General features: G+C 65.4%; 19 protein-coding genes and 1 other RNA gene. 15 read left to right on the top strand and 5 right to left on the bottom strand.

What is annotated here, in order from left to right:
- The first annotated feature begins 2 nt into the window (after positions 1-2).
- Positions 3-797: a competence/damage-inducible protein A gene (locus ACOOFO_RS11815; protein WP_420426963.1), complete on the top strand. Its 795-nt coding sequence runs from the start codon at positions 3-5 to the stop codon at positions 795-797.
- A 23-nt stretch (positions 798-820) separates the two neighbouring features.
- Here the strand turns inward: ACOOFO_RS11815 and ACOOFO_RS11810 are convergent, their stop codons facing one another.
- Together ACOOFO_RS11810 and ppsA are read right to left on the bottom strand one after the other, a co-directional pair.
- Positions 821-1,693 carry a DMT family transporter gene (locus ACOOFO_RS11810; RefSeq protein WP_420426962.1) on the bottom strand — a complete coding sequence of 291 codons (873 nt, stop codon included), beginning with the start codon at positions 1,691-1,693 and terminating at the stop codon, positions 821-823.
- A 137-nt stretch (positions 1,694-1,830) separates the two neighbouring features.
- Positions 1,831-4,209: a phosphoenolpyruvate synthase gene (gene ppsA, locus ACOOFO_RS11805; protein ID WP_420426961.1), complete on the bottom strand. Its 2,379-nt coding sequence runs from the start codon at positions 4,207-4,209 to the stop codon at positions 1,831-1,833.
- Positions 4,210-4,289: 80 nt separating this feature from the next.
- Here ppsA and ppsR point away from each other — a divergent pair, with 80 nt between their 5' ends.
- The 3 genes from ppsR (at position 4,290) to ACOOFO_RS11790 (ending at position 7,501) form a co-directional block, all read left to right on the top strand.
- Positions 4,290-5,111 (top strand): posphoenolpyruvate synthetase regulatory kinase/phosphorylase PpsR, encoded by an 822-nt coding sequence (ppsR, locus tag ACOOFO_RS11800; protein WP_420426960.1) that lies wholly within the window; start codon positions 4,290-4,292, stop codon positions 5,109-5,111.
- 75 nt (positions 5,112-5,186) lie between these two features.
- Complete coding sequence (locus tag ACOOFO_RS11795) at positions 5,187-7,061, top strand: alkaline phosphatase D family protein (RefSeq protein ID WP_420426959.1); 1,875 nt, start codon at positions 5,187-5,189, stop codon at positions 7,059-7,061.
- Positions 7,062-7,222: 161 nt separating this feature from the next.
- Positions 7,223-7,501, top strand: coding sequence for a hypothetical protein (locus tag ACOOFO_RS11790; RefSeq protein WP_420426958.1), 279 nt, complete (start codon positions 7,223-7,225; stop codon positions 7,499-7,501).
- 22 nt (positions 7,502-7,523) lie between these two features.
- Here ACOOFO_RS11790 and ACOOFO_RS11785 read toward each other — a convergent pair whose 3' ends face one another.
- Entirely contained in the window at positions 7,524-9,140 is a 1,617-nt protein-coding gene (locus ACOOFO_RS11785) for an alpha-D-glucose phosphate-specific phosphoglucomutase (RefSeq protein WP_420426957.1), read from the bottom strand.
- Positions 9,141-9,187: 47 nt separating this feature from the next.
- On the opposite strand from ACOOFO_RS11785, the gene ACOOFO_RS11780 reads away from it, so the two are divergent.
- From ACOOFO_RS11780 to ACOOFO_RS11755, 6 genes are all read left to right on the top strand, one after another.
- Positions 9,188-9,631, top strand: coding sequence for a DUF1249 domain-containing protein (locus tag ACOOFO_RS11780; RefSeq protein ID WP_420426956.1), 444 nt, complete (start codon positions 9,188-9,190; stop codon positions 9,629-9,631).
- A 42-nt stretch (positions 9,632-9,673) separates the two neighbouring features.
- An RNA gene (gene ffs / locus ACOOFO_RS11775) (signal recognition particle sRNA small type) lies at positions 9,674-9,770 on the top strand.
- 236 nt (positions 9,771-10,006) lie between these two features.
- Positions 10,007-11,647: a DNA polymerase III subunit gamma/tau gene (gene dnaX / locus ACOOFO_RS11770; protein WP_420426955.1), complete on the top strand. Its 1,641-nt coding sequence runs from the start codon at positions 10,007-10,009 to the stop codon at positions 11,645-11,647.
- 55 nt (positions 11,648-11,702) lie between these two features.
- Entirely contained in the window at positions 11,703-12,029 is a 327-nt protein-coding gene (locus ACOOFO_RS11765) for a YbaB/EbfC family nucleoid-associated protein (protein WP_420426954.1), read from the top strand.
- Positions 12,030-12,054: 25 nt separating this feature from the next.
- Positions 12,055-12,666, top strand: a complete 612-nt coding sequence (recR, locus tag ACOOFO_RS11760; RefSeq protein WP_420426953.1) for a recombination mediator RecR — start codon at positions 12,055-12,057, stop codon at positions 12,664-12,666.
- Between the two features lie 15 nt (positions 12,667-12,681).
- A complete protein-coding gene (locus tag ACOOFO_RS11755) occupies positions 12,682-12,993 on the top strand; it encodes a hypothetical protein (RefSeq protein WP_420426952.1) in 312 nt (103 codons plus the stop codon).
- Positions 12,994-13,005: 12 nt separating this feature from the next.
- On the opposite strand, the gene ACOOFO_RS11750 is transcribed toward ACOOFO_RS11755, so the two are convergent.
- Positions 13,006-13,344: a 4a-hydroxytetrahydrobiopterin dehydratase gene (locus tag ACOOFO_RS11750; protein ID WP_420426951.1), complete on the bottom strand. Its 339-nt coding sequence runs from the start codon at positions 13,342-13,344 to the stop codon at positions 13,006-13,008.
- Positions 13,345-13,374: 30 nt separating this feature from the next.
- Positions 13,375-14,217: a haloacid dehalogenase-like hydrolase gene (locus tag ACOOFO_RS11745; protein WP_420426950.1), complete on the bottom strand. Its 843-nt coding sequence runs from the start codon at positions 14,215-14,217 to the stop codon at positions 13,375-13,377.
- A gap of 78 nt (positions 14,218-14,295) precedes the next feature.
- Here ACOOFO_RS11745 and orn point away from each other — a divergent pair, with 78 nt between their 5' ends.
- Genes orn through ispH form a run of 5 tightly spaced genes read left to right on the top strand, consistent with a single transcriptional unit; the run spans position 14,296 to position 20,036 of the window.
- The gene (gene orn / locus ACOOFO_RS11740; RefSeq protein ID WP_420426949.1) at positions 14,296-14,850 is read left to right on the top strand and encodes an oligoribonuclease; all 555 of its coding nucleotides are present in this window, start codon (positions 14,296-14,298) and stop codon (positions 14,848-14,850) included.
- Positions 14,850-15,782: a bifunctional riboflavin kinase/FAD synthetase gene (gene ribF / locus ACOOFO_RS11735; protein ID WP_420429760.1), complete on the top strand. Its 933-nt coding sequence runs from the start codon at positions 14,850-14,852 to the stop codon at positions 15,780-15,782. The genes orn and ribF overlap by 1 nt, the downstream gene beginning before the upstream one ends.
- Before the next feature lie 53 nt (positions 15,783-15,835).
- A complete protein-coding gene (gene ileS / locus ACOOFO_RS11730; RefSeq protein WP_420429758.1) occupies positions 15,836-18,586 on the top strand; it encodes an isoleucine--tRNA ligase in 2,751 nt (916 codons plus the stop codon).
- Positions 18,586-19,077, top strand: coding sequence for a signal peptidase II (lspA, locus tag ACOOFO_RS11725; protein ID WP_420426948.1), 492 nt, complete (start codon positions 18,586-18,588; stop codon positions 19,075-19,077). The genes ileS and lspA overlap by 1 nt, the downstream gene beginning before the upstream one ends.
- On the top strand, positions 19,074-20,036 hold the full coding sequence (gene ispH / locus ACOOFO_RS11720) for a 4-hydroxy-3-methylbut-2-enyl diphosphate reductase (RefSeq protein WP_420426947.1): 963 nt from the start codon (positions 19,074-19,076) through the stop codon (positions 20,034-20,036). The genes lspA and ispH overlap by 4 nt, the downstream gene beginning before the upstream one ends.
- The last annotated feature ends 5 nt before the right edge of the window (positions 20,037-20,041 follow it).

Here is a 20,041-nt window from a genome sequence, read left to right as displayed (position 1 = left end):
GCGTGAGCGGGGCCACCCAGCGGGTGGGATTGCTCGTCATCGGTGACGAGATCCTGTCCGGCAAGCGCCAGGATCGTCATATCCCCGCCGTCATCGACATGCTGTGGCGGCGGGGTATTGAGCTCGCCTGGGGGCAGATTCTGGGCGATGACGAGCAGCGCATTGCGGCCTGTCTGCGCCGCGCCGGTGAAGACGGCGACGTCGTCCTCTGCTGTGGCGGCATCGGCGCCACGCCGGATGACGTCACGCGTCAGGCCGCAGCACTCGCGGCAGGTCGACCCATCGCGCTCCATCCGGAAGGCGCGGCGCTACTGCGCGAGAAGTTTGGCGAGCAGGCGACGCCACAGCGCCTGCGCATGGCGGAATTTCCGGAAGGCGCCGAGTTGGTGCCGAATCCGATCAACCAGGTCGCCGGCTTTTCCGTCCATTCCTGGTACTTCGTCCCCGGCTTTCCAGAGATGGCGTGGCCGATGCTGGAGTGGGTCATCGACCACCGCCTGCAGCATCTGCACAACGCCGAGCCCGCCGAAGAGTATCGCCTGCGCGTGGTGGGTACCACGGGCGAGAGCGACATCCTGCACATCATGGAAGCGATCCTCGCGCGTTACGCCGGTATTCGCCTGTCGAGTCTGCCGACGCGCTCCAGCGAGGCGCACGCACGGCATATTGAACTGGGCGTGAGGGGCGCAGCCTCGCTTGCCGCCAGCGCCTATGCCGAGTTGTTGCATTACCTGCACGACCACGGCGGGCTTCAGGTGGAAGAGCTGCGGCCGCCGGATCTGCGTGAGGGTGGCTAGGCGGCAGACCGCGTTGCGCTGGCTCAGCCCCGGCGTTGCTGCCAGCTGGCGAGGATGCAGGCGGTGATCACCAGTAGTGCCCCTCCCGCTGCCATGACGGTCGGGGTTTCATTCCAGACCAGCCAACCGACCAGCGCCGCGAAAACCACCGAGATGTAGGTGATGGCGCCGACGCGCGCCGCGGGGGCCAGCGAGTAGGCACGCGTCAGACAGAGCTGTCCGAGCAAGGCCAGCACCCCTGCAATCAGCATGACGCCCAGCGCAAAGGGCAGAGGCTGCTGCCATGCCCACAGCAGTGGAATGGACGAAAACACCGTGCTGAACAGCGAGAAGTAGAACACGATGCGCGGTGTGGTCTCGGTGCGTGCCACGCGCCGGATCGACACCATGGCGGCGGCGGCCAGCACGCCCGATACCGCGCCCACCAGTGCCGGCCAGCGCAGCAGTCCTTCCGCGCCGGGGTTCAGAATCAGCACGATGCCGCCGAATCCGAGCAGGGTGACTGGGGCGATGATCAGCGGCGGGACCTCCCTCAGCCAGAGCCAGGCGATCAGCGGGATGAACAAGGGGGCGCTGTAGTTCAGCAGGACGGCCTCCGCCAGCTGCAGATGGTTCAGCGCGTAGAAGAAGCAATACATGGCTGCCAGGCCAAAGCCGGCGCGGTAGAGGTGCCCGCCGAGATGCTGGGTGGCGAGGCCACGGAGACGCACGCGCAGAATCCACGGCAGCAACGCGAGCAGCGCCACCGCATTGCGCAGAAAGACCACCATCTCATTGGGCAAGGTCGCGCTCGCGGCCTTGATGCAGGCGCCTACGCCGGCAAAGCAGGCCGCCGCACCGACGGCAAACAGGGCGCCCTGACGGAGGTTTTCAGGCAGCGGATGCGGGTCAACCATCGCGTGGCCCCAAGAATCGGAGCAGCGGCCCCGAAGCCTTCACGTGCGAGTGGGCAGGCGGCGTGCGAGGCCGCACGATAAACGGGCGACCATCGCCTGCCTTCACACCTGGGGCTGCCGCCGCGGCTGGTGGCAGATCAGGCGGACTTGCCAGCCAGGAATAACCAGGTCTCGACCACCGTATCCGGGTTGAGCGACATCGACTCAATGCCCTGTTCGAGCAGCCAGCGCGACAGCTCGGGGTAATCGGAAGGCCCCTGGCCGCAGATGCCGACGTATTTGCCTTGGTCGCGGCAGGCCTTGATTGCCATGCCCAGCATGCGCTTGACGGCCTCGTCGCGCTCGTCAAAGAGGTGCGCGATCAGCCCCGAATCGCGGTCGAGACCCAGGGTGAGCTGAGTCATGTCATTGGAGCCGATGGAGAAGCCGTCAAAGTACTCGAGGAATTGATCGGCGAGCACCGCATTGGAGGGCAGCTCGCACATCATGATGACCTTCAATCCGTTCTTGCCGCGCTCCAGGCCGTTCTCGGCCAGGATGCGGGTGACCGCCTGCGCCTCACCGATAGTGCGCACGAAGGGAATCATGATCTGCACATTGTCCAGCCCCATCTCGTCGCGCACGTAGCGCATGGCGCGGCATTCGAGATCGAAACAGGGGCGGAAAACGTCGGAGATGTAGCGCGAGGCGCCGCGGAAGCCCAGCATCGGGTTTTCCTCGTGCGGCTCGTACTGCTGACCGGCGAGCAGATTGGCGTACTCGTTGGTCTTGAAATCCGACATGCGCACGATGACGGGTTCGGGCGCGAAGGCGGCCGCAATGGTCGCCACGCCCTCCGCCAGTCGCTTGACGAAGTACTCGACCGGGTCGCCGTAGGCCGCGATGATCGGCTTGATCTGGCGCTTCAATTCCTCCGGCTGGTCGTCGTAGTTCAGCAAGGCCTGAGGATGAATGCCGATCTGCTTGTTGATGATGAATTCCAGCCGGGCCAGGCCGACGCCTTTGTGCGGCAGCGCCGAAAAATCGAAGGCCTGGTCGGGATTGCCGACATTCATCATGATCTTGGTGGGGATGTCGGGCATGTCGTCGAGCGGAATCTCGTCGACGGCGTAGTCCACGTGGCCCTCGTAAATATTGCCGGTGTCGCCTTCGGCGCAGCTGACGGTGGCGTCAGTGACATTGGCCAGGGCGCGAGTGGCGTCACCGCAGCCGACCACGGCAGGGATGCCGAGCTCGCGCGCGATGATGGCCGCGTGGCAGGTGCGTCCACCGCGGTTGGTGACAATCGCGGAGGCGCGCTTCATGACCGGCTCCCAATCGGGGTCAGTCATGTCCGTGACCAGCACGTCGCCCTTCTGCAACTTGTCCATCTGGTCGATGGACGAAAGGATCTTGACCTTGCCCGCGCCGATCTTCTGGCCGATGGCGCGACCGGTGGTGATTACATTGCCGCTGGCCTTGAGCTTGTAGCGGCGCAGCACGCTGGTCTGCGCGCGCGACTGCACGGTTTCCGGTCGCGCCTGGAGGATGTACAGACCGCCGTCGAAGCCGTCCTTGCCCCACTCGATGTCCATGGGGCGGCCGTAGTGGTCCTCGATGATGACGGCGAAGCGGGCCAGCTGTTCCGCATCGGCGTCGCTCAGGCAGAAGCGCTGACGGTCTTCTTCAGCCACATCGACGAATTCCACGGTCTTGCCCACGTCGCGCGAGCTGGCGTAGACCATCTTCTTGGTCTTCGTGCCCAGTCCGCGGCGCAGCACGGCGGGTCGATTCTGTGCCAGGCCGGGCTTGTAGACGTAGAACTCGTCGGGGTTGACGGCACCCTGGACCACCGCTTCACCGAGGCCATAGCTGGCAGTGATGAAGACCGCGTCGCGGAAGCCGGATTCGGTATCCATGGTGAACATCACGCCGGAAGCACCTTCGTCGGAGCGCACCATGCGCTGGATGCCCGCCGAAAGCGCCACGCGCTCGTGCTCGAAGCCGTGATGGACGCGATAGGAGATGGCGCGATCGTTGAACAGACTGGCGAAGACCTCCTTGATCGCCAGCAGCACATTGTCGATGCCGTCGATGTTGAGGAAGGTTTCCTGCTGGCCGGCGAAGGACGCGTCGGGGAGGTCTTCGGCCGTGGCTGAAGAGCGCACGGCGACGCTGATGGGGGCGCCCGCCTTCTCCAGCATTTCCTCATAGGCGGAGCGGATGTCCTTCTCCAGCCGGGGCGGGAAGGGCGCCGCCATGACATCTTCGCGAATCGCCTTGCCGACGCGCACCAGCTCGTTGACATCCTCGATATCGAGGGCACGGAGCTGCGCGTTGATGCGGTCCGCCAGCCCTTCGTGCGACAGGAACTCGCGATAGGCGGTGGCGGTGGTGGCAAAACCGCCCGGCACATTGACGCCGGCGGCGGCCAGATGCTGGGTCATTTCGCCTAGCGAGGCATTCTTGCCGCCGACGCGCTCGACATCATCCATGCCGAGGTGCTCGAACCACACTACGTTATTGTCACTGCTCATCGCGCTTTCCCCGCTATAGTGCGAAGCGGCGCCGCGCTGCGCCGGCTTCCATTCGTTTGTCGCGCAAAGTTGGCCCTTGAATGTCCACCCTGCACGTGTTCTTTGTATCCGATCGCACCGGCATTACGGCCGAAACCCTGGGCAACGGCCTGCTGACACAATTCGATCAATTCCAGTTCCGCCGCCAGACGCTACCCTTCGTCAACAGTACCGAGAAGGCCGAGGCCACGGTGCAGTACATCAACCACGTCGCCGAGGACAGCGGACGCCGTCCGCTGATCTTTTCCACCACGGTGACCGATGAAGTGCGCGCCATTTTAAGGCGCGCGGACGCAATTTTCTTCGATTTGTTCGAAACCTTCATTCCGGCGCTCGAAAAAGCGCTGGATACCCAGTCCACTCACGAGGCCGGACGCGCCCACGGCCTGTCCGACGCCGGCCGCTATCGCATCCGCATGGACGCCATCAATTTCGCGCTGGAGCACGATGACGGCGGCTCCACCCGGAAGCTGGAGCAGGCTGACCTCATCATTATCGCACCCTCGCGCTGCGGCAAGACGCCGACCAGCCTCTATCTCGCCATGCAGCACGGCCTGTACGCCACCAATTACCCGCTGATCGAAGAGGATCTGGAGGCGCTGCGCCTTCCCAAGGTCCTGCAACCCTTTGAATCCAAGCTTTTTGGTCTGACCTCCGACCCTGAGCGGCTGGCGCAGGTGCGCAGTGAGCGTCGCCCGGGCAGCCCCTATGCCAGCGTTACCCAATGCGCCTATGAATTGCGCCAGGCCGAAGGGCTCTACAAGCGGCGCGGCATACCTTTCGTGAATTCGGCGAATATGTCGGTGGAGGAGATCGCCAGCGTGGCGATGCAGGAGAAGAAGCTGCGCCGGGAAAGTTTTTGACTGTCTGTCATATAACTGTCTTCTTGCGCCGGTAGCTTTCGCCGGCTGCCCGTCTCTGATCTGGAGTGTGTACTGATGTCAGCCCCTCGTCGTCCGCGTCCCGGCCTTGTTTCTCGACGGAATTTTCTGCGGCGGACCGGTTACGGTCTTCCCGCCGTGGCCCTGGTGGGCTGCAGCAGCAGTGGCGGCGGCGCCGGACAGGGAGAGGCTTCGCAGGTGTTCCGGCACGGCGTGGCCAGCGGCGACCCGCTTGATGACCGCGTCATCCTCTGGACCCGCGTCACCACCGAGCAGCCGCGCGCGGTGCCGGTGCTGCTGGAGATGGCGCTGGACCCCGATTTCGGAAATATCGTGGTCAGTCAGCAGAGCATGGCGACGCCTGAGCGCGACCAGACCGTCAAGCTCGATGTGGCGGGCCTGTCAGCCGGGACTACCTACTACTATCGTTTCAACGCGCTCGGGGCGAGTTCGCCCGTGGGCCGCACGCGAACCGCGCCCGCCGGGCCAACCGAGCGCCTGCGCCTCGGCATCGTGTCCTGTTCCAGTCTGGCGCATGGCTTCTTCAACGCCTACCGCCTGCTGGCCCGGCGCGCGGATATCGACTGCGTGTTGCATCTGGGCGACTACATCTATGAATACGGTACCGGGGAGTACGGTGATGTACGCGCCTATGAACCGCCGACCGAGATTCTGACGCTGTCCGACTATCGCCAGCGCTACAGCCAGTACCGACAGGATCCAGACCTGACCGAATTCCACCGGCAGCATCCGATGATCGCGGTCTGGGACGATCACGAAACCACCGACAACAGCTTCCGCGACAACGCCAAGAACCATACCGAGCAGAGCGAAACGGACCCGGGCGAGGGATGCTGGGTGCAGCGCAAAGCGTGGGCCATCCAGGCCTACCGCGAATGGATGCCCATCCGCGACAATCTTGCCGACTACGTCGCGCCGCAGAGCTGCGACGACCAGCGTGACCCGGAACGCATCAAGGCGCAGGAGCGCATCTGGCGCCGCTTCTCCTTCGGCGATCTGGTCGACCTGCACATGCTCGACACGCGCCTCTTCGATCGCGACATCGCCCGGCGACCCAATGTGCTCACCACTGGCGGCACCCCGGCGGGCAGCAACACGGAGAATGACGTACAGGACACCGGCCTGTTCGCCAACTGTGCCGCACCCTACGACGAGGACTACAGCAACCTGGGCGATGCCCAACTGCAATGGCTGCTGGCCGGCCTGAAAGAAAGCCAGGCGCGCTGGAAGCTGGTCGGGCAGCAGGTCATGTTTGGCCAACTCAAGGTGCTGGGCTTGCCCGAGGCGGGCTGCGCCCTGCCCAACACGGGGGCCGTCGTCTCGCTGCTCGAGAGCACGCCTCCGGACAGCCCGCTCAGCGCGGTACTCAGTGGCGTAGTGGATCAGTTGCCTACCGTCTCCGCCTCCAGCCTCTACCTCAACGGCGACCAGTGGGACGGCTACCCGAGCGGTCGCAAGGCGATTCTCGACACCCTGCGCGACAACGCCATCGACAACACGGTGGTGCTGACCGGCGACATCCACACCAGTTGGGCCATTGATATTTCCGAGGATCCCAACAATCCGGCTTCCTACAACCCGATCACCGGCGAGGGGGCGCAGGCGGTGGAATTTGTCTGTACCTCGGTGACCTCCCCCGGCCTTGAGCCGCTGGCTAGCGTCTCCGACGCTCTGCGCCTGAACAATCCGCACATGAAGTACATCGATCTCGCGCGGCGGGGCTACATGGTGCTCGACGTCACCACGGAGCGCTGCCAGGGCGAGTGGTACTACGTGGATACGGTCACCGAGCCCGGGGCTGACGGTGAATCGCTGGGTGCGGCCTTCTTTACCGCCAGTGGCGACAATCATCTGCAGGAGGCCGCTGCCGCCAGCGAGCCACCGGCCGCGGCGCCCCCGCTGGCGCCCTGAGGTGGGGCGGAGCAGTGCGGGGGCTGCATGGCGTCGCAATGCGGGAATCGGCTGCGCTGAGAGTGGCACGATGACGGCATGCTGCCTGCGCTGCACCCTGGCTTGCGCGGCGCGGCCCGGGCGCCGCACACTCGGCGCAATTGCCACACCGTAAGCAGACCATGAGCCAGATCTACTCGTTGAAGGACATCGTGCACCAGGCAGTGGAAGAAGGGGCCAATACGGTGGAGGATGTCCACCGGCGCGTCGCCGCTTTACCCTTTGATCAGCTGGAGCGCATCGCCGCCTTTGAGGGGTTGGCGCGCCGCGCACGTGGCCTGCACGACCAGATTTCCAGCACGGTCTACGACACGGTGCGCGCGGTCAACGCACGGGTCGACGAGCTCGCCGAAGACGCCCTCAATCGCGCCGGCATCGCGCGCGACGATCAGGACGCCTGACATTCCAGGCCGCGAGCGGCGTTCAGGTCCGTAGGTCAGGGCCATTGCGCCCGCTGCGGGCGCACAGCTGCGTAATGGACTCGGCGGTCTGCGCCAGGCTGCGCAGATGTGCGTCATCCGCTGCCGGCTGCGCTTCGAAGTACTCCAGATACAGCCGCAGGGTGGCGCTGCAAGTACCGGTGCCGGAGCGACGCAGGACGATGCGTGCCTGCTCGCCAAAGACGATGCGCAGACCCTGACCCTCGGCGCGGCTGCCGTCGACCGGGTCCACGTAGGCGAAATCGTCCGCCTGTGTCACTTCGAGGCCGTCGAACCGGCGCCCCACCAGCCCGGGCAGAGCAGCTTTCAGCGCATCCATGACGGCGTCGGCCACCGTGTCCGGAAGCGCCTCGTAGTCGTGACGTTCGTAGCGATGGCGCCCGAAACGCTGCCAGTGCGCCTGCATCAGCGCCGGCAGCGACTGCCCGGTGATCGCCAGTACGTTCAGCCAGGCCAGCGCAGCCCAGAGGCCATCTTTCTCACGTACGTGGTCGGAAGAGGTGCCGAAGCTTTCCTCTCCGCACAAGGTCAGGCGACCGTCGTCCAACAGATTGCAGAAATACTTCCACCCGGTCGGCGTTTCAAAGCACGGCACCTTGAGCGCTTCGGCCACCGCATCCACCGCGCGACTGGTGGGCATGGAACGGGCAACGCCGCGCAGCCCCGTGCGGTAGCCGGGCAGGCGCTCGAGGTGGGCCGCTAGCACGGCCAGCGAATCGCCCGGGCTGACGAAACAGCCGGGCCCCAAAATCATGTTGCGATCCCCATCGCCGTCGCTTGCTGCTGCCAGGTCGGGGGCATCTGGGCCGTGCATTTCCGCGACCAGATCGGCGGCGTAGACCAGATTCGGGTCGGGGTGGCCGCCGCCGAAGTCGGGGAGTGGCTCGGCATTGCGTACCGACGCCTCGGGCGCACCCAGCATCTCGACCAGAATGCGCCGGGCGTAGGGGCCGGTGATGGCGTGCATGGCATCGAAGACCATGCGGTGTGTGCGCAGCCATTCGCGAATGGCATCGAAATCGAACAGACGCGCCATGCAGGCGGCATAGGCCTCGACCGGATCGATGACTTCGATGCGGGTGCCCTCCACCTTGTGCTCGCCGAGGACGTCAAGGCCGACCTCGGGGATGCGGGCGATGCGGTATTGGTCCAGGTTGCGTGTGGTGACGTGGATCGCATCCGTGAGCGAAGCCGGCGCCTGGCCGCCCCCGGCGACATTGAACTTGATGCCGAAGTCACCCTCCGGACCGGCCGGGTTATGGCTGGCCGTGAGGATGAAGCCGCCAGCCGCCTCGCGCTGGCGGATCAGCTGGGAGGCCGCGGGTGTCGACAGCCATCCGTGCTGGCCGATGACGATGTGACGCACGCCGTGTGCGATGGCCATGGCGATCAGCGTCTGGATGGCGACCGTGTTGTAGTGCCGTCCGTCGCCGCCCAGCACCAGACATCCGCCTTCAAGGGTGGGCACATTGCGGAACACGGCCTCGACGAAGTTCTCCAGATAATTCGGTTGGGCGATGGTCCGCACGGTCTTGCGCAGGCCGGCGGTGCCGGGCTTCTGGTCCGGATAGGGCTGGGTTGCGCAGAGTTCGATCGACATGGGGCTCGCTGACGCGTTGGTGAGGCTCGATATCTTATAGTCGCACCATGCAACTTCGAGAACTGACACCCGCCAGTCGACTGGCCGCGCTGCACGTGCTCTACGAGCGCGGCTTTCAGCTTGCGCAGCAGCTGGTGCCGGAGCTGGACCTGCCCTTCGTGTCGGCAGTATCCCGCGTCGAAGGCGAGCCACCGCTGTATCTCTCTACCATCGCGCGCGACCGCTACACTGCCTGTTTCCGGCTGACCTACGCGCTGGACGAAACGCTGTCGCCCGATCTGCACATCAAGGTGTATCGCGATGCACGCGTGGCCGAAGCCCTGCAATGCGCCAGCCGTCCGCCCTGGCCCGTGACCGACGGCAGCGAGACGGACGCGATACAATTTCTTAGTGCGCAATGGCGGCGCAACGCAATGATGGTGAAGTGGCTGGCCTTCCTGCTGGAACGCGGCCATGGTTTCGTCCACGCATCGCGGCCGCGCGCATCCTGAAGCAAGGCCCTCTTGCATGAAGCAACCGAGTCCATGGTGGCCTGCGTTGGCCCCCGCAACGACGACCCGTGAACCCCGCCAGGCCCGGAAGGGAGCAACGGTAGCGGCGATATCGTGTGCCGGGATCGCTGGCGCAGGCCGCCACCCAAAAGGCGGATGCGACGGCCAAAGGCCGTCGACCACATCCCCTCTCCCGCAAAGCGGGAGAGGGGGGAACCGCTCGCAGAGCGAGCGGTGGGGTGAGGGAGCCCAAAGACAACGCGACGGAAAGCGGGACACGACGAAAACGCTCCCGCAACGAGCGCGCCAAGAGCTCATGGCTGTCCGTCGTTCCAACGCCCGTCTCACCCGCGACACCCTACCGAGCGCTGCCCCATGAGCTACATCGCCCTAGCGCGTCGTTACCGTCCGCGCCGCTTCAGCGACGTGCTGGGCCAGCCCAGCGTAGTCCGTGCGCTGAGCAACGCGCTGGACGCCGATCAACTGCATCCGGCGCTGCTGCTGACGGGGACGCGCGGCGTCGGCAAGACCACGCTGGCGCGCATCCTCGCCAAGGCACTGAATTGCGAAACCGGCGTCAGCAGCACGCCGTGCGGCATCTGCAGTGCCTGCACCGCGATTGACGAGGGGCGCTTCGTCGACCTGCTCGAGATCGACGCCGCCAGCCGTACCAAGGTGGACGACACCCGCGCCATGCTGGACAACGTGCAATACGCGCCAGTGCAGGGCCGCTACAAGATCTACCTGATCGACGAAGTGCACATGCTGTCCGGGCATTCCTTCAATGCCCTGCTGAAGACGCTGGAAGAGCCTCCGGAGCATGTGAAATTCGTGCTCGCCACCACCGATCCGCAGAAGCTGCCGATCACAGTGCTGTCGCGCTGCCTGCAGCTGCACCTGCGTGCGCTGCCGGAAGCGACCATCCGCGAACTGCTGAATCACGTACTGGGCGCGGAAGGACGCGACGCCGAGCCGGGCGCAGTGGCGCTGCTGGCCGAGGCGGCCGACGGCTCGATGCGCGATGCCCTGTCGTTGCTCGATCAGGCGTTGGCGCACGCCGGCAGCGAAGGGCTGGCAGAGACCTCGGTGGCCGACATGATGGGCTTGACCGGCCAGCACGGGCTGGTGCACTGCCTGGAGGCCATTGCCGATGGCGACGGTCAGCGGCTACAGACCCAACTGCGCGAACTGGCGGAGCTGGCGGTGGACCATGGCGCGCTGCTTGATGATCTGGCGACGCTTCTCCAGGCGGCCGCTTTTCAGCAGGCCTTTGCACAGGATGACGCGGACAGCGCGCGGGGGCGGGATGCCGCCCTGATCGCGACACGGCTGTCGAGCGAAGATCTGCATGTGTTCTACGACATGGCTGTGCACGCGCGTCGCGATCTGAGCTGGGCGCCCTCCGCCCGTATCGGATTCGAGATGGCCGTGCTGCGCATGTGGTGTTTCCGGCGTGACACGGCCGAAGACGCGGGCTTGACGCCGGCGGATGGCGCAGCCGGTCCGGCCGCCGCCAGTGACAGCGAGGCATCGGCTGCCGGGTCCGCAAACAACGACCAGGCGCTGGCGCAGAGTGCGCCCGCCGACGCGCGGACCGTCTCCGATGCGGCTGACGCATCCACGGGTGGACGGGCAGCCACGCCGTCCGCAGCAGCACGCGCCTGGGCTGCGCGCGTGGAAGCGGCCAACATCGACGGCTATGCCCGGGAACTGGCGCGCAACTGCACGGTGGCGTCCGAGGACGAGGGCGTACTGCAGTTGGCAATGGCGCGTGCGATGGATCATTTGCTGACCGAGGAACGCCGCCTGAAGCTGCGCGAGGCCTTCGGCAAGACGGTACAGATCCGCTGTGTGGACGCGATGGCCGACTGGACACCGGTCGAAATGCTGCGCAGCGCGCGGGAGCAGGCGGTGGAGGACGCCGCTGCTGCCATCGAGCAGTCGCCGGTGTTCCGCTTGCTGGCCGATCGTCTCGGTGCCAGCCTGCACAGAGAGGACATCCAGCTGCTCCACTAGGAAGGGGCGGCTGCGAGCATGGACAATGCGCGGCAGTGGCCGCGAACAGGAGCTGATGATGAAAGGTGCACTCGGGCAAATGATGCAGCAGGCGCAGAAGATGCAGGAATCCATGCGCCGCGCCCAGGAAGAAATCGCGCAGATGGAAGTCACCGGTGAATCCGGGGCCGGTCTGGTCAAGGTGACGCTGACCGGCAAGCATCAGGCGCGCAAGGTGGAGATCGACCCCGCCGCACTGGAAGAGGACAAGGAGTTCCTGGAGGACTTGATCGCCGCGGCCATCAACCATGCGGCCGAGAAGGTCGATGCCGCCACCAAGGAGAAGATGTCCGGCGTCACCGGCGGCATGGAGCTGCCGCCCGGCTTCCAGATGCCCACCTGACCCGCACGCCCATTCAGGCCCTTTCGTGAGCGCCTTTCCGCCGCCGCTGGCGCATCTGGTCGATGCGCTCAAGCGACTCCCTGGTGTCGGCAGCAAGTCGGCGCAGCGCATGGCGCTGCATCTGCTCGATCGTGACCGGGAAGGCGCGCAGTATCTGTCGCGCACGCTGCAGGCGGCCCTGGAGGAACTGACCCGCTGCCCCACCTGCCGCATGTACCGTGCGGAGGACGCCTGCCGCTATTGCAGTGACAGCCGCAGCGAAAGTGGCCAGCTGTGCGTGGTCGAGTCGCCCGCCGATCTGCTGGCGATCGAACAGCACACCGACTACCGCGGCCGCTACTTCGTGCTGCTCGGCCGGCTCTCGCCCTTGGAAGGCACCGGACCCGACGAGCTCGGTCTCGATCAGCTGGCAGAACTGCTGCGCGCCAACTGGGTCAAGGAGCTGATCCTGGCCACCAATCCCACGGTGGAAGGCGAGACCACGGCCTACTATCTGGGCGAGATGGCGCGCGCAGCGGGTATTCCGATGACCCGTCTGGCCCACGGCCTGCCCATGGGCGGTGAGCTCGAGTATCAGGACCGCGGCACGCTGGCGCACGCCTTTGCGGGGCGGCGGCGCATGCCCGACGCCGAATAGTCGGAGTCAGCGCCCTTGATCATTGATGGGCTACTGAGCTTCGCTGCGGCTTGCGCCTGGGCGACGGTGCTCTGGTTCTATGCGCGCACCGAGTATCGCGAAGCTCGGTTCCGCTTCCTGCTGCTGTTGACGGCCGCGTGCACGGCCCTGTTCTGGCTGCAGTGGTGGGGCTGGATGCTCGCCGCCGTCATTCACTATCTGGCCCTGCAGCGCTTCTTCGACCTCTCTGCACGCGGCGCGCGCACGATGACCCTGTCGATGCTGGCCATCTATTTCGCGGTCCGGCTGCTGTTCGCCTTTGCCGGACCGCCCCCGCCACCGGTCTGAGGCTGCGACCGCTCAGCCAGCCATCAGCGCATCGACGCGCGCCGCGCAGATGAAGTCGTTTTCGGACAGGCCGTTGATCGCGTGCGTGGTGAAGGTGACCTCCGCATAGTTGTAGCCAAGGCGGATATCCGGGTGGTGGTCCTGCTGGTTGGCCACCCAGGCGACGGCGTTGATGAAGGCCATCGTGCGGTAGAACTCCGGGAATCGGAAGCTTGCCGAGATGGCAGTGGCATCGTCGGACAGGCTCCAGTTGCCGGCCAGTTCCGCCAGCATCGCTTGTGCGGCGGTGCGATCCAGCGGGTCGACACCGCCTTCGCAGGGCTTGCAGGTCTTTTGGGCGAGATCGTTCATTGCTTGCTCCTGAATGGGTTGTCCTGTGGTCTAGCGGGCAACAGTACGCGCGCCAAGTTCCCGGGCCAGTGAGGCGGTGGCCATTTCCAGCGTGTTGCTGAGATCCGATCCGGGCGCGTAGTTGGCCGAATGCAGGGTGCGCACACGGCCCTCGCGTACGAAGTCGAAGGCGCGATGCCACTTGTCGCGGCGGTGCGGATCGTAGACCGCAATGGGCGTGCCGCCGTGCTGCTCGATCAGCGAGAAGCAGGGGATGTCGGTGTAGCCGTCGCCGACGAAGATCATGTGCGACAGCGGTACGCGCAGCCGCTCGGCCGGAATCCGCCGGTTGACCGCGAAGGGGTCGCGATCGAACTCCGGGCCGACCAGGCCTTTCTGGATATGAAAAAGATAGCGCGTCTTGTCGGTAAAGCTGACCACGCGGCGCGGGAAGCTGGCCTGGCCATCGTCGTCGTAGTGCAGCTCGGAACTCCAGATGGCCGTGAAATGCCGGGCGATGGCCGTGGCGCGCAGGACATCGCCGATACCGCTGGATACGACGTAGAACTCAAGCTGTACGCGCGCATTGACGGTCCGCGCTGCATCGAGCAGGCGGTCGAAGAGATCCTCGACACCCGCATGCAGCGGCGCGCGTGCGCCCCAGTCCGCCAGCGCCTCCCGCGTCAGGGGGCGGCACTGACCCTGCCGTGATGCCTGCACCATCGCATACAGATAGGCGGGGACCGGATCCCAGCCCTGTTGGGTCAGCGGGGCGACCTGTTGGTCCCAGAAGGCAGGTACATCCTCGATGCCCAGCCAGGCCAGCAGACCGGAAGTCGTATCCGGCGCCAGCGTGTCGTCGAAGTCGAAAACCATGGCGATGGTGTCTTGCATGGCGGCAGGCTAGCACGCCGCCGTGCCGGCTTTTGCTAGGCTTGCGCGCTGTCTGGCCTGCCCGGGTGAGCACCCGTCATGAGTCGCATCAATAGCAACCACCTGATCTGGATCGATCTTGAAATGACCGGTCTGGATTCCACTCGGGATCGCATTATCGAAATCGCGACCATCGTCACTGACGAGCATCTCGATATCCTGGCCGAAGGCCCCGAGCTGGCCATCCATCAAAGCGATGCCATCCTGGACGGCATGGACGCCTGGAACACCCGGCAGCACAATATTTCCGGACTCGTTGAGCGGGTTCGGGCGTCTACGCTGAGCGAAGCCGATGCCGAGGCGCAGACCTTGGATTTCCTGCGCCAGTGGGTTCCCGAGAAAGCCTCGCCAATGTGCGGAAACACCATCTGCCAGGACCGCCGCTTTATGGCGCGCCTCATGCCCAGTCTGGAAGCCTTTTTTCACTACCGCCATATCGATGTGTCGACCCTCAAGGAGCTGGCGCGTCGCTGGGCGCCTTCCGTGGTGGAAGGGGTGAGCAAGGCATCCAATCACCGCGCGATGGGGGATATCCGCGATTCGATCAATGAGTTGCGCCATTACCGCGCCCATTTCCTGAAGCTCCCGCTTTGATGGAGATCGTCCGTGGTCTGCACAATCTGAAGACGCGGCATCGAGGCTGTGTGCTGGCCATTGGCAATTTCGACGGCGTGCATCTCGGCCACCAGGCGCTGTTGGCGCAGTTGCGCCGGCAGTCGCAGCGCCAGGGCCTGCCCGCCGTGGTTCAGAGCTTCCGGCCCGGCGCGGTCGCCTATTTCGACCCCGACAATGCCCCGCCAGCGGTGCTTCCGATCCGGGATACCGTGCGCGTGCTCGAAGCCGAGGGCGTGTCGCGTTGGTCCTGTCTGCGTTTCGATGGCCGCTTCGCCCGCTTCGAGGCCGAAGACTATATCCAGCAGGTCCTGATCGATGGCCTGGGTGTTGCGGCCGTCATCGTCGGGCACGACTTCCGCTTCGGTGCGCGTCGGGCTGGCGATGTGGCGATGCTGCAAGCCGCTGGCCGCCGTGTGGGCTTTGCGGTGGATACGGTGGATGCCGTGCTGGACGCAGACGGCGATCGGGTGAGCTCCACGCGCGTGCGCGCCTGTCTGGCCGAGGGCGATGTCGTGGGCGCTCAGCACTTGTTGGGAAGAAGCTATGCGCTCAGTGGCATCGTGCGCAGCGGTCAGCAGCTCGGCCGTGAACTCGGCACGGCCACCGCCAATCTGGCCTTCCGCGAACGTCTGGCGCTGCGCCACGGCGTCTACGCGGTCCGCATGCGCTGCGCCGGACAGGAATGGGCCGGGGTGGCCAATTTCGGGACACGCCCGACCGTGGAAGGTCGCCATCCGGTGCTGGAAGCGCACGCGCTAGGAGACACCGGAGCCCTTTATGGGCGAGAATTAATGGTTCATTTTGAGACATTCATCCGCGCGGAACAGCGCTTTGACTCGCTGGACGCGCTCTCCCGGCAGATCCGCGCCGACGTCAAAACGGCGCGCGCGCATTTCGGACTATCAGCGTGAGCGAAGCCGCCGACTACAAGGCAACCCTCAACCTCCCCCAGACGGCCTTCGAGATGCAGGCCAAGCTGGCGCAACGCGAGCCTGACCGGCTGGCGCGCTGGCAGGCGGACGGCCTCTATGCCCGCATTCAGCAGGAAACGGCTGACCGGCCACCCTTCCTGCTGGTCGATGGCCCGCCCTATGCCAACGGCGACATCCACATTGGCCACGCCGTCAACAAGATTCTGAAGGACATCATCGTCAAGTCGGCCCGGCTGGACGGCCATCATGCCGCCTTCGTGCCCGGATGGGATTGCCATGGCCTGCCCATCGAGCTGCAAGTGGAAAAGAAGTACGGCAAGGTCGGACGCAAGCTCGACGCGGCCGCCTTCCGTGAGCAGTGCCGAAGCTATGCCGCCGAGCAGGTGGCCCGTCAGCGCACTGACTTCGAGCGTCTGGGCGTACTCGCCGACTGGGATCAGCCCTACCTGACCATGCATCCGGCCTTCGAGGCCGAACAGTTGCGGGCGCTGGGCGATATCGTTGCCAATGGGCACGTGGTGCGCGGCTTCAAGCCGGTGCACTGGTGTCTGGACTGCGCCTCCTCGCTGGCCGAAGCCGAGGTGGAGTACGCCGACAAGCGCTCCACCGCCGTGGATGTGCGTTTCCCGGCCACCGATGCGGCGGCGGTGGCGGCTGCCTTTGGTATCAAAGAAGATGCGCCGGTCGACTTCGTGATCTGGACGACCACGCCCTGGACCCTGCCAGCCAACCGGGCGTTGGCCGTCCACCCCGAACTGGAATATGTCTGGCTGCGACTGAGCGAGGGGCGCGCCATCGTGGTGGCTGCCGAGCTCGCCAGCGACGTGCTGGAGCGGGCAGGGCTCGATGGCAAGGAATGCGGGCGCGCACGCGGTGCAGCGCTGGAAGGCTTGCTGGCAGAGCATCCCTTTGCTGCGCGCAGCGTGCCGGTGGTCGGTGGCGAACACGTCACGCTGGATGCCGGCACCGGGATCGTGCATACCGCGCCCGGTCACGGCGCCGACGACTACGTCATTGGCCAGCGTTACGGACTGGAAACCGCCAATCCGGTGGGGGGCGATGGAGTCTTCGTCGAGGACACGCCGCTGGTGGCCGGTGCCCATGTGCGCAAGGCCGATCCGGTGATCGTCGACGCACTGCGCGCGAGTGGCCACCTGCTGCACGAAGCGCCCTTCGACCACAGCTATCCGCATTGCTGGCGCCACAAGACGCCGCTGATCTTCCGCGCCACACCGCAGTGGTTCATCGCCATGGACGGCAACGGCCTGCGCGAAGGGGCGCTGGCGGCCATCGACGCCACGCAGTGGATCCCCGCCTGGGGGGAAAGCCGTATCCGCTCGATGGTGGAAGGACGGCCGGACTGGTGCATCTCGCGCCAGCGCACCTGGGGTGTGCCCATGGCGGTGTTCATTGATCGCCAGACCCAGCATCTGCATCCGGATACGCCGGCGCTACTGCGCCGTATCGCCGCCGCCGTGGAAGCCGGCGGCCTGGAGGCCTGGTTTGGCTCCGAGCCGGCCGACTGGGGCGTCGATCCCGAGCAGTACGAGGCCAGCACGGATACGCTGGATGTCTGGTTCGACAGTGGTGTGGTGCATCGCTGCGCCGGTCCCGCAACCGGTACCGCGCCGGGTGATGCCGTGGCTGATCTCTATCTGGAAGGCTCGGACCAGCACCGCGGCTGGTTCCAGTCCTCGCTGCTCACCAGTGTCGCCATCCATGGCCGGGCGCCGTACAAGGCCGTGCTCACGCATGGATTCACGGTGGACGAGCAGGGCCACAAGATGAGCAAGTCGGCGGGCAATGTGGTGCCGCCGCAGCAGGTCATGAAGACGCTGGGCGCCGACATTCTGCGCCTGTGGGTGGCCAGCGCCGACTACTCCGGCGAGATCGCTATTTCCGACAATCTGCTCAAGCGTGTCGCCGAGGCCTATCGTCGAATCCGCAACACCCTGCGCTTTCTGCTGGGCAATCTGCATGATTTCGATCCCGCGCAGCATGCCTTGGCACCCGAGGCCCTGTTACCTGGCGATGCCGCTGCGCTGCGCGAGGCGCAGGCCATGCAGGCGGCGCTGGCACAGGCCTACGGCCGGCGTGAACTGCACAGCGTCTATCAGAAGCTCCACAACTACTGCGTGGTGGATCTCGGGGGGCGCTATCTCGATGTGCTGAAGGACCGGCTATACACCACCGGAACGGATTCGCTGGCGCGGCGTTCGGCGCAGACCGCACTCTGGCATATCGGCGAAGCCGTCGTGCGCTGGATCACGCCCATTCTCTCCTTCACCGCGGAAGAAGCCTGGGAGGCCTTGCCGGGCGATCGCAGCCGCTCGGTCTTCGTACAGACCTGGTGGGCATTTCCCACGTTGCCCGAGAGCGGCCTCGACTGGGAGGCGCTGCGTCAGGTGCGATCCGCGGTCAAGAAGCGGCTGGAGGCGGCGCGCAATGGGGGCCAGATCAAGGGCGATCTCGATGCCGAAGTCTGGCTGCACAGCAGCGATGCCGGGCTGCGCCAGACCCTGGACGCGCTGGGCGAAGAGATGCGCTTCTGGTTGCTGACCTCGGATGCCACCGTGGTTGATGCGGTCGAAGACGACATGGAGTCGGTGGCGCTGGATAGCGGCGCAACGCTCTCCATCGCCATCCGCCGCAGCGCGCACGAGAAATGCGTGCGTTGCTGGCATCGCCGCGCGGATGTCGGCGCCGACAACGAGCATCCAGCCCTGTGCGGGCGCTGTGTCAGCAATGTTGCGGGTACCGGCGAAGCCCGGCGGGTGATCTGATGCCGGTGCGCAATGCCCATTGGCTGTGGCTGTCGGCTGCCATCATCCTGCTCGACCAGATCACCAAGCAACTGGTGCACCGTCATCTGGACTGGTACGAGCACATCGCGGTGTTCCCGCACTTCAACATCGTCCATCTGCGCAATACCGGCGTGGCCTTTTCGATGTTCTCGGGCAGCTCGCAGATCATCTTCATCGGTCTGGCCATCATCGTGTCGGCCGGCATTCTGATCTGGCTGCGGCGCAATCCCAAGGGGCAGACACTGGTCGCCGTGGCCCTCTGCCTGATTCTCGCCGGTGCCATCGGCAACGCCATCGACCGCGCCGCGCGCGGCTATGTGGTGGATTTCCTGGATTTCTACTGGGGAAGTTGGCACTTCGCGGCTTTCAATGTGGCCGACACGGCCATTACCATCGGGGCCAGTCTGATGATTCTCGACGCCTTCCTGGATTGGCGTCGCAGTCGCCGAACCGGCAGGAGTGCTCCGTGAAGATTCTATTGGCCAACCCGCGCGGTTTCTGTGCGGGCGTGGATCGTGCCATCGAGATCGTCGAGCGCGCCTTGCAGGCCTTTGGCGGACCGATCTATGTCCGTCACGAAGTCGTGCACAACCGTTTTGTGGTGGATGACTTGCGCAGCAAGGGCGCGGTTTTCGTTGAAGAAGTCGATGAAGTGCCCGACGGGGCGCTGTGCATCTTCTCCGCCCACGGCGTTTCCAAGGCCGTGCGCGAGGCGGCCGAGGCGCGTGACCTCACGGTCTTCGACGCCACCTGTCCGCTGGTGACCAAGGTGCATATCGAGGTGACGCGCTACGCCCGTGAGGGCCGCGAGGTCATTCTCATCGGCCACGCCGGACACCCCGAGGTCGAAGGGACGATGGGGCAATTCGATGCGCGTTTCGGCGGTCGGATCATGCTGGTCGAGACGCCGGAGGATGTCGAGGCGCTGCAGATCCGCGACCCGGATCGCCTGGCCTTCGTCACGCAGACCACTCTGTCCATGGATGATACGGCACGCATTATCGACACCTTGCGCGGACGCTTCCCGCAGGTGGCGGGGCCGCGCAAGGACGATATCTGCTACGCCACGCAAAATCGACAGGATGCGGTGCGCGACCTCGCGACCAAGGCGGATCTCGTCCTCGTGGTGGGCTCGAGCAACAGCTCCAACTCCAACCGATTGAGCGAACTGGCCGCGGCCTGTGGCAGCAAGGCCTATCTCATTGATGGTCCGGCCGACATCCAGACCGATTGGCTCGACGGCGTCAGCGCAGTGGGTGTCACGGCCGGTGCCTCCGCGCCCGAGGTGCTGGTGCAGCAGGTGGTAGAGCGCTTACGCGCCTTGGGTGGCACCACGGTGAGCGAGGAGAAAGGCGTGGAGGAGCACGTCGTCTTTTCGCTGCCGCGCAATCTGCAGCGTGCCCTGGACGCGGCGTCGAGCGCCTCGTGATCGGC

The sequence above is a fragment of the Algiphilus sp. genome, from assembly GCF_965216485.1.
Lineage (GTDB): Bacteria > Pseudomonadota > Gammaproteobacteria > Nevskiales > Nevskiaceae > Algiphilus.
This window is presented reverse-complemented; position numbering and strand designations above follow the sequence as displayed.

Coding starts and splice junctions, on each gene's coding strand:
- ribF (WP_420429760.1), top strand. CDS start 14,850: ATGGAGATCGTCCGTGGTCTGCACAATCTGAAGACGCGGCATCGAGGC.
- ACOOFO_RS11765 (WP_420426954.1), top strand. CDS start 11,703: ATGATGAAAGGTGCACTCGGGCAAATGATGCAGCAGGCGCAGAAGATG.
- ACOOFO_RS11790 (WP_420426958.1), top strand. CDS start 7,223: ATGAGCCAGATCTACTCGTTGAAGGACATCGTGCACCAGGCAGTGGAA.
- ACOOFO_RS11785 (WP_420426957.1), bottom strand. CDS start 9,140: ATGTCGATCGAACTCTGCGCAACCCAGCCCTATCCGGACCAGAAGCCC.
- orn (WP_420426949.1), top strand. CDS start 14,296: ATGAGTCGCATCAATAGCAACCACCTGATCTGGATCGATCTTGAAATG.
- ACOOFO_RS11780 (WP_420426956.1), top strand. CDS start 9,188: ATGCAACTTCGAGAACTGACACCCGCCAGTCGACTGGCCGCGCTGCAC.
- lspA (WP_420426948.1), top strand. CDS start 18,586: ATGCCGGTGCGCAATGCCCATTGGCTGTGGCTGTCGGCTGCCATCATC.
- ACOOFO_RS11795 (WP_420426959.1), top strand. CDS start 5,187: ATGTCAGCCCCTCGTCGTCCGCGTCCCGGCCTTGTTTCTCGACGGAAT.
- dnaX (WP_420426955.1), top strand. CDS start 10,007: ATGAGCTACATCGCCCTAGCGCGTCGTTACCGTCCGCGCCGCTTCAGC.
- ACOOFO_RS11745 (WP_420426950.1), bottom strand. CDS start 14,217: ATGCAAGACACCATCGCCATGGTTTTCGACTTCGACGACACGCTGGCG.
- ppsR (WP_420426960.1), top strand. CDS start 4,290: ATGTCCACCCTGCACGTGTTCTTTGTATCCGATCGCACCGGCATTACG.
- ppsA (WP_420426961.1), bottom strand. CDS start 4,209: ATGAGCAGTGACAATAACGTAGTGTGGTTCGAGCACCTCGGCATGGAT.
- ileS (WP_420429758.1), top strand. CDS start 15,836: ATGCAGGCCAAGCTGGCGCAACGCGAGCCTGACCGGCTGGCGCGCTGG.
- ACOOFO_RS11810 (WP_420426962.1), bottom strand. CDS start 1,693: ATGGTTGACCCGCATCCGCTGCCTGAAAACCTCCGTCAGGGCGCCCTG.
- ACOOFO_RS11750 (WP_420426951.1), bottom strand. CDS start 13,344: ATGAACGATCTCGCCCAAAAGACCTGCAAGCCCTGCGAAGGCGGTGTC.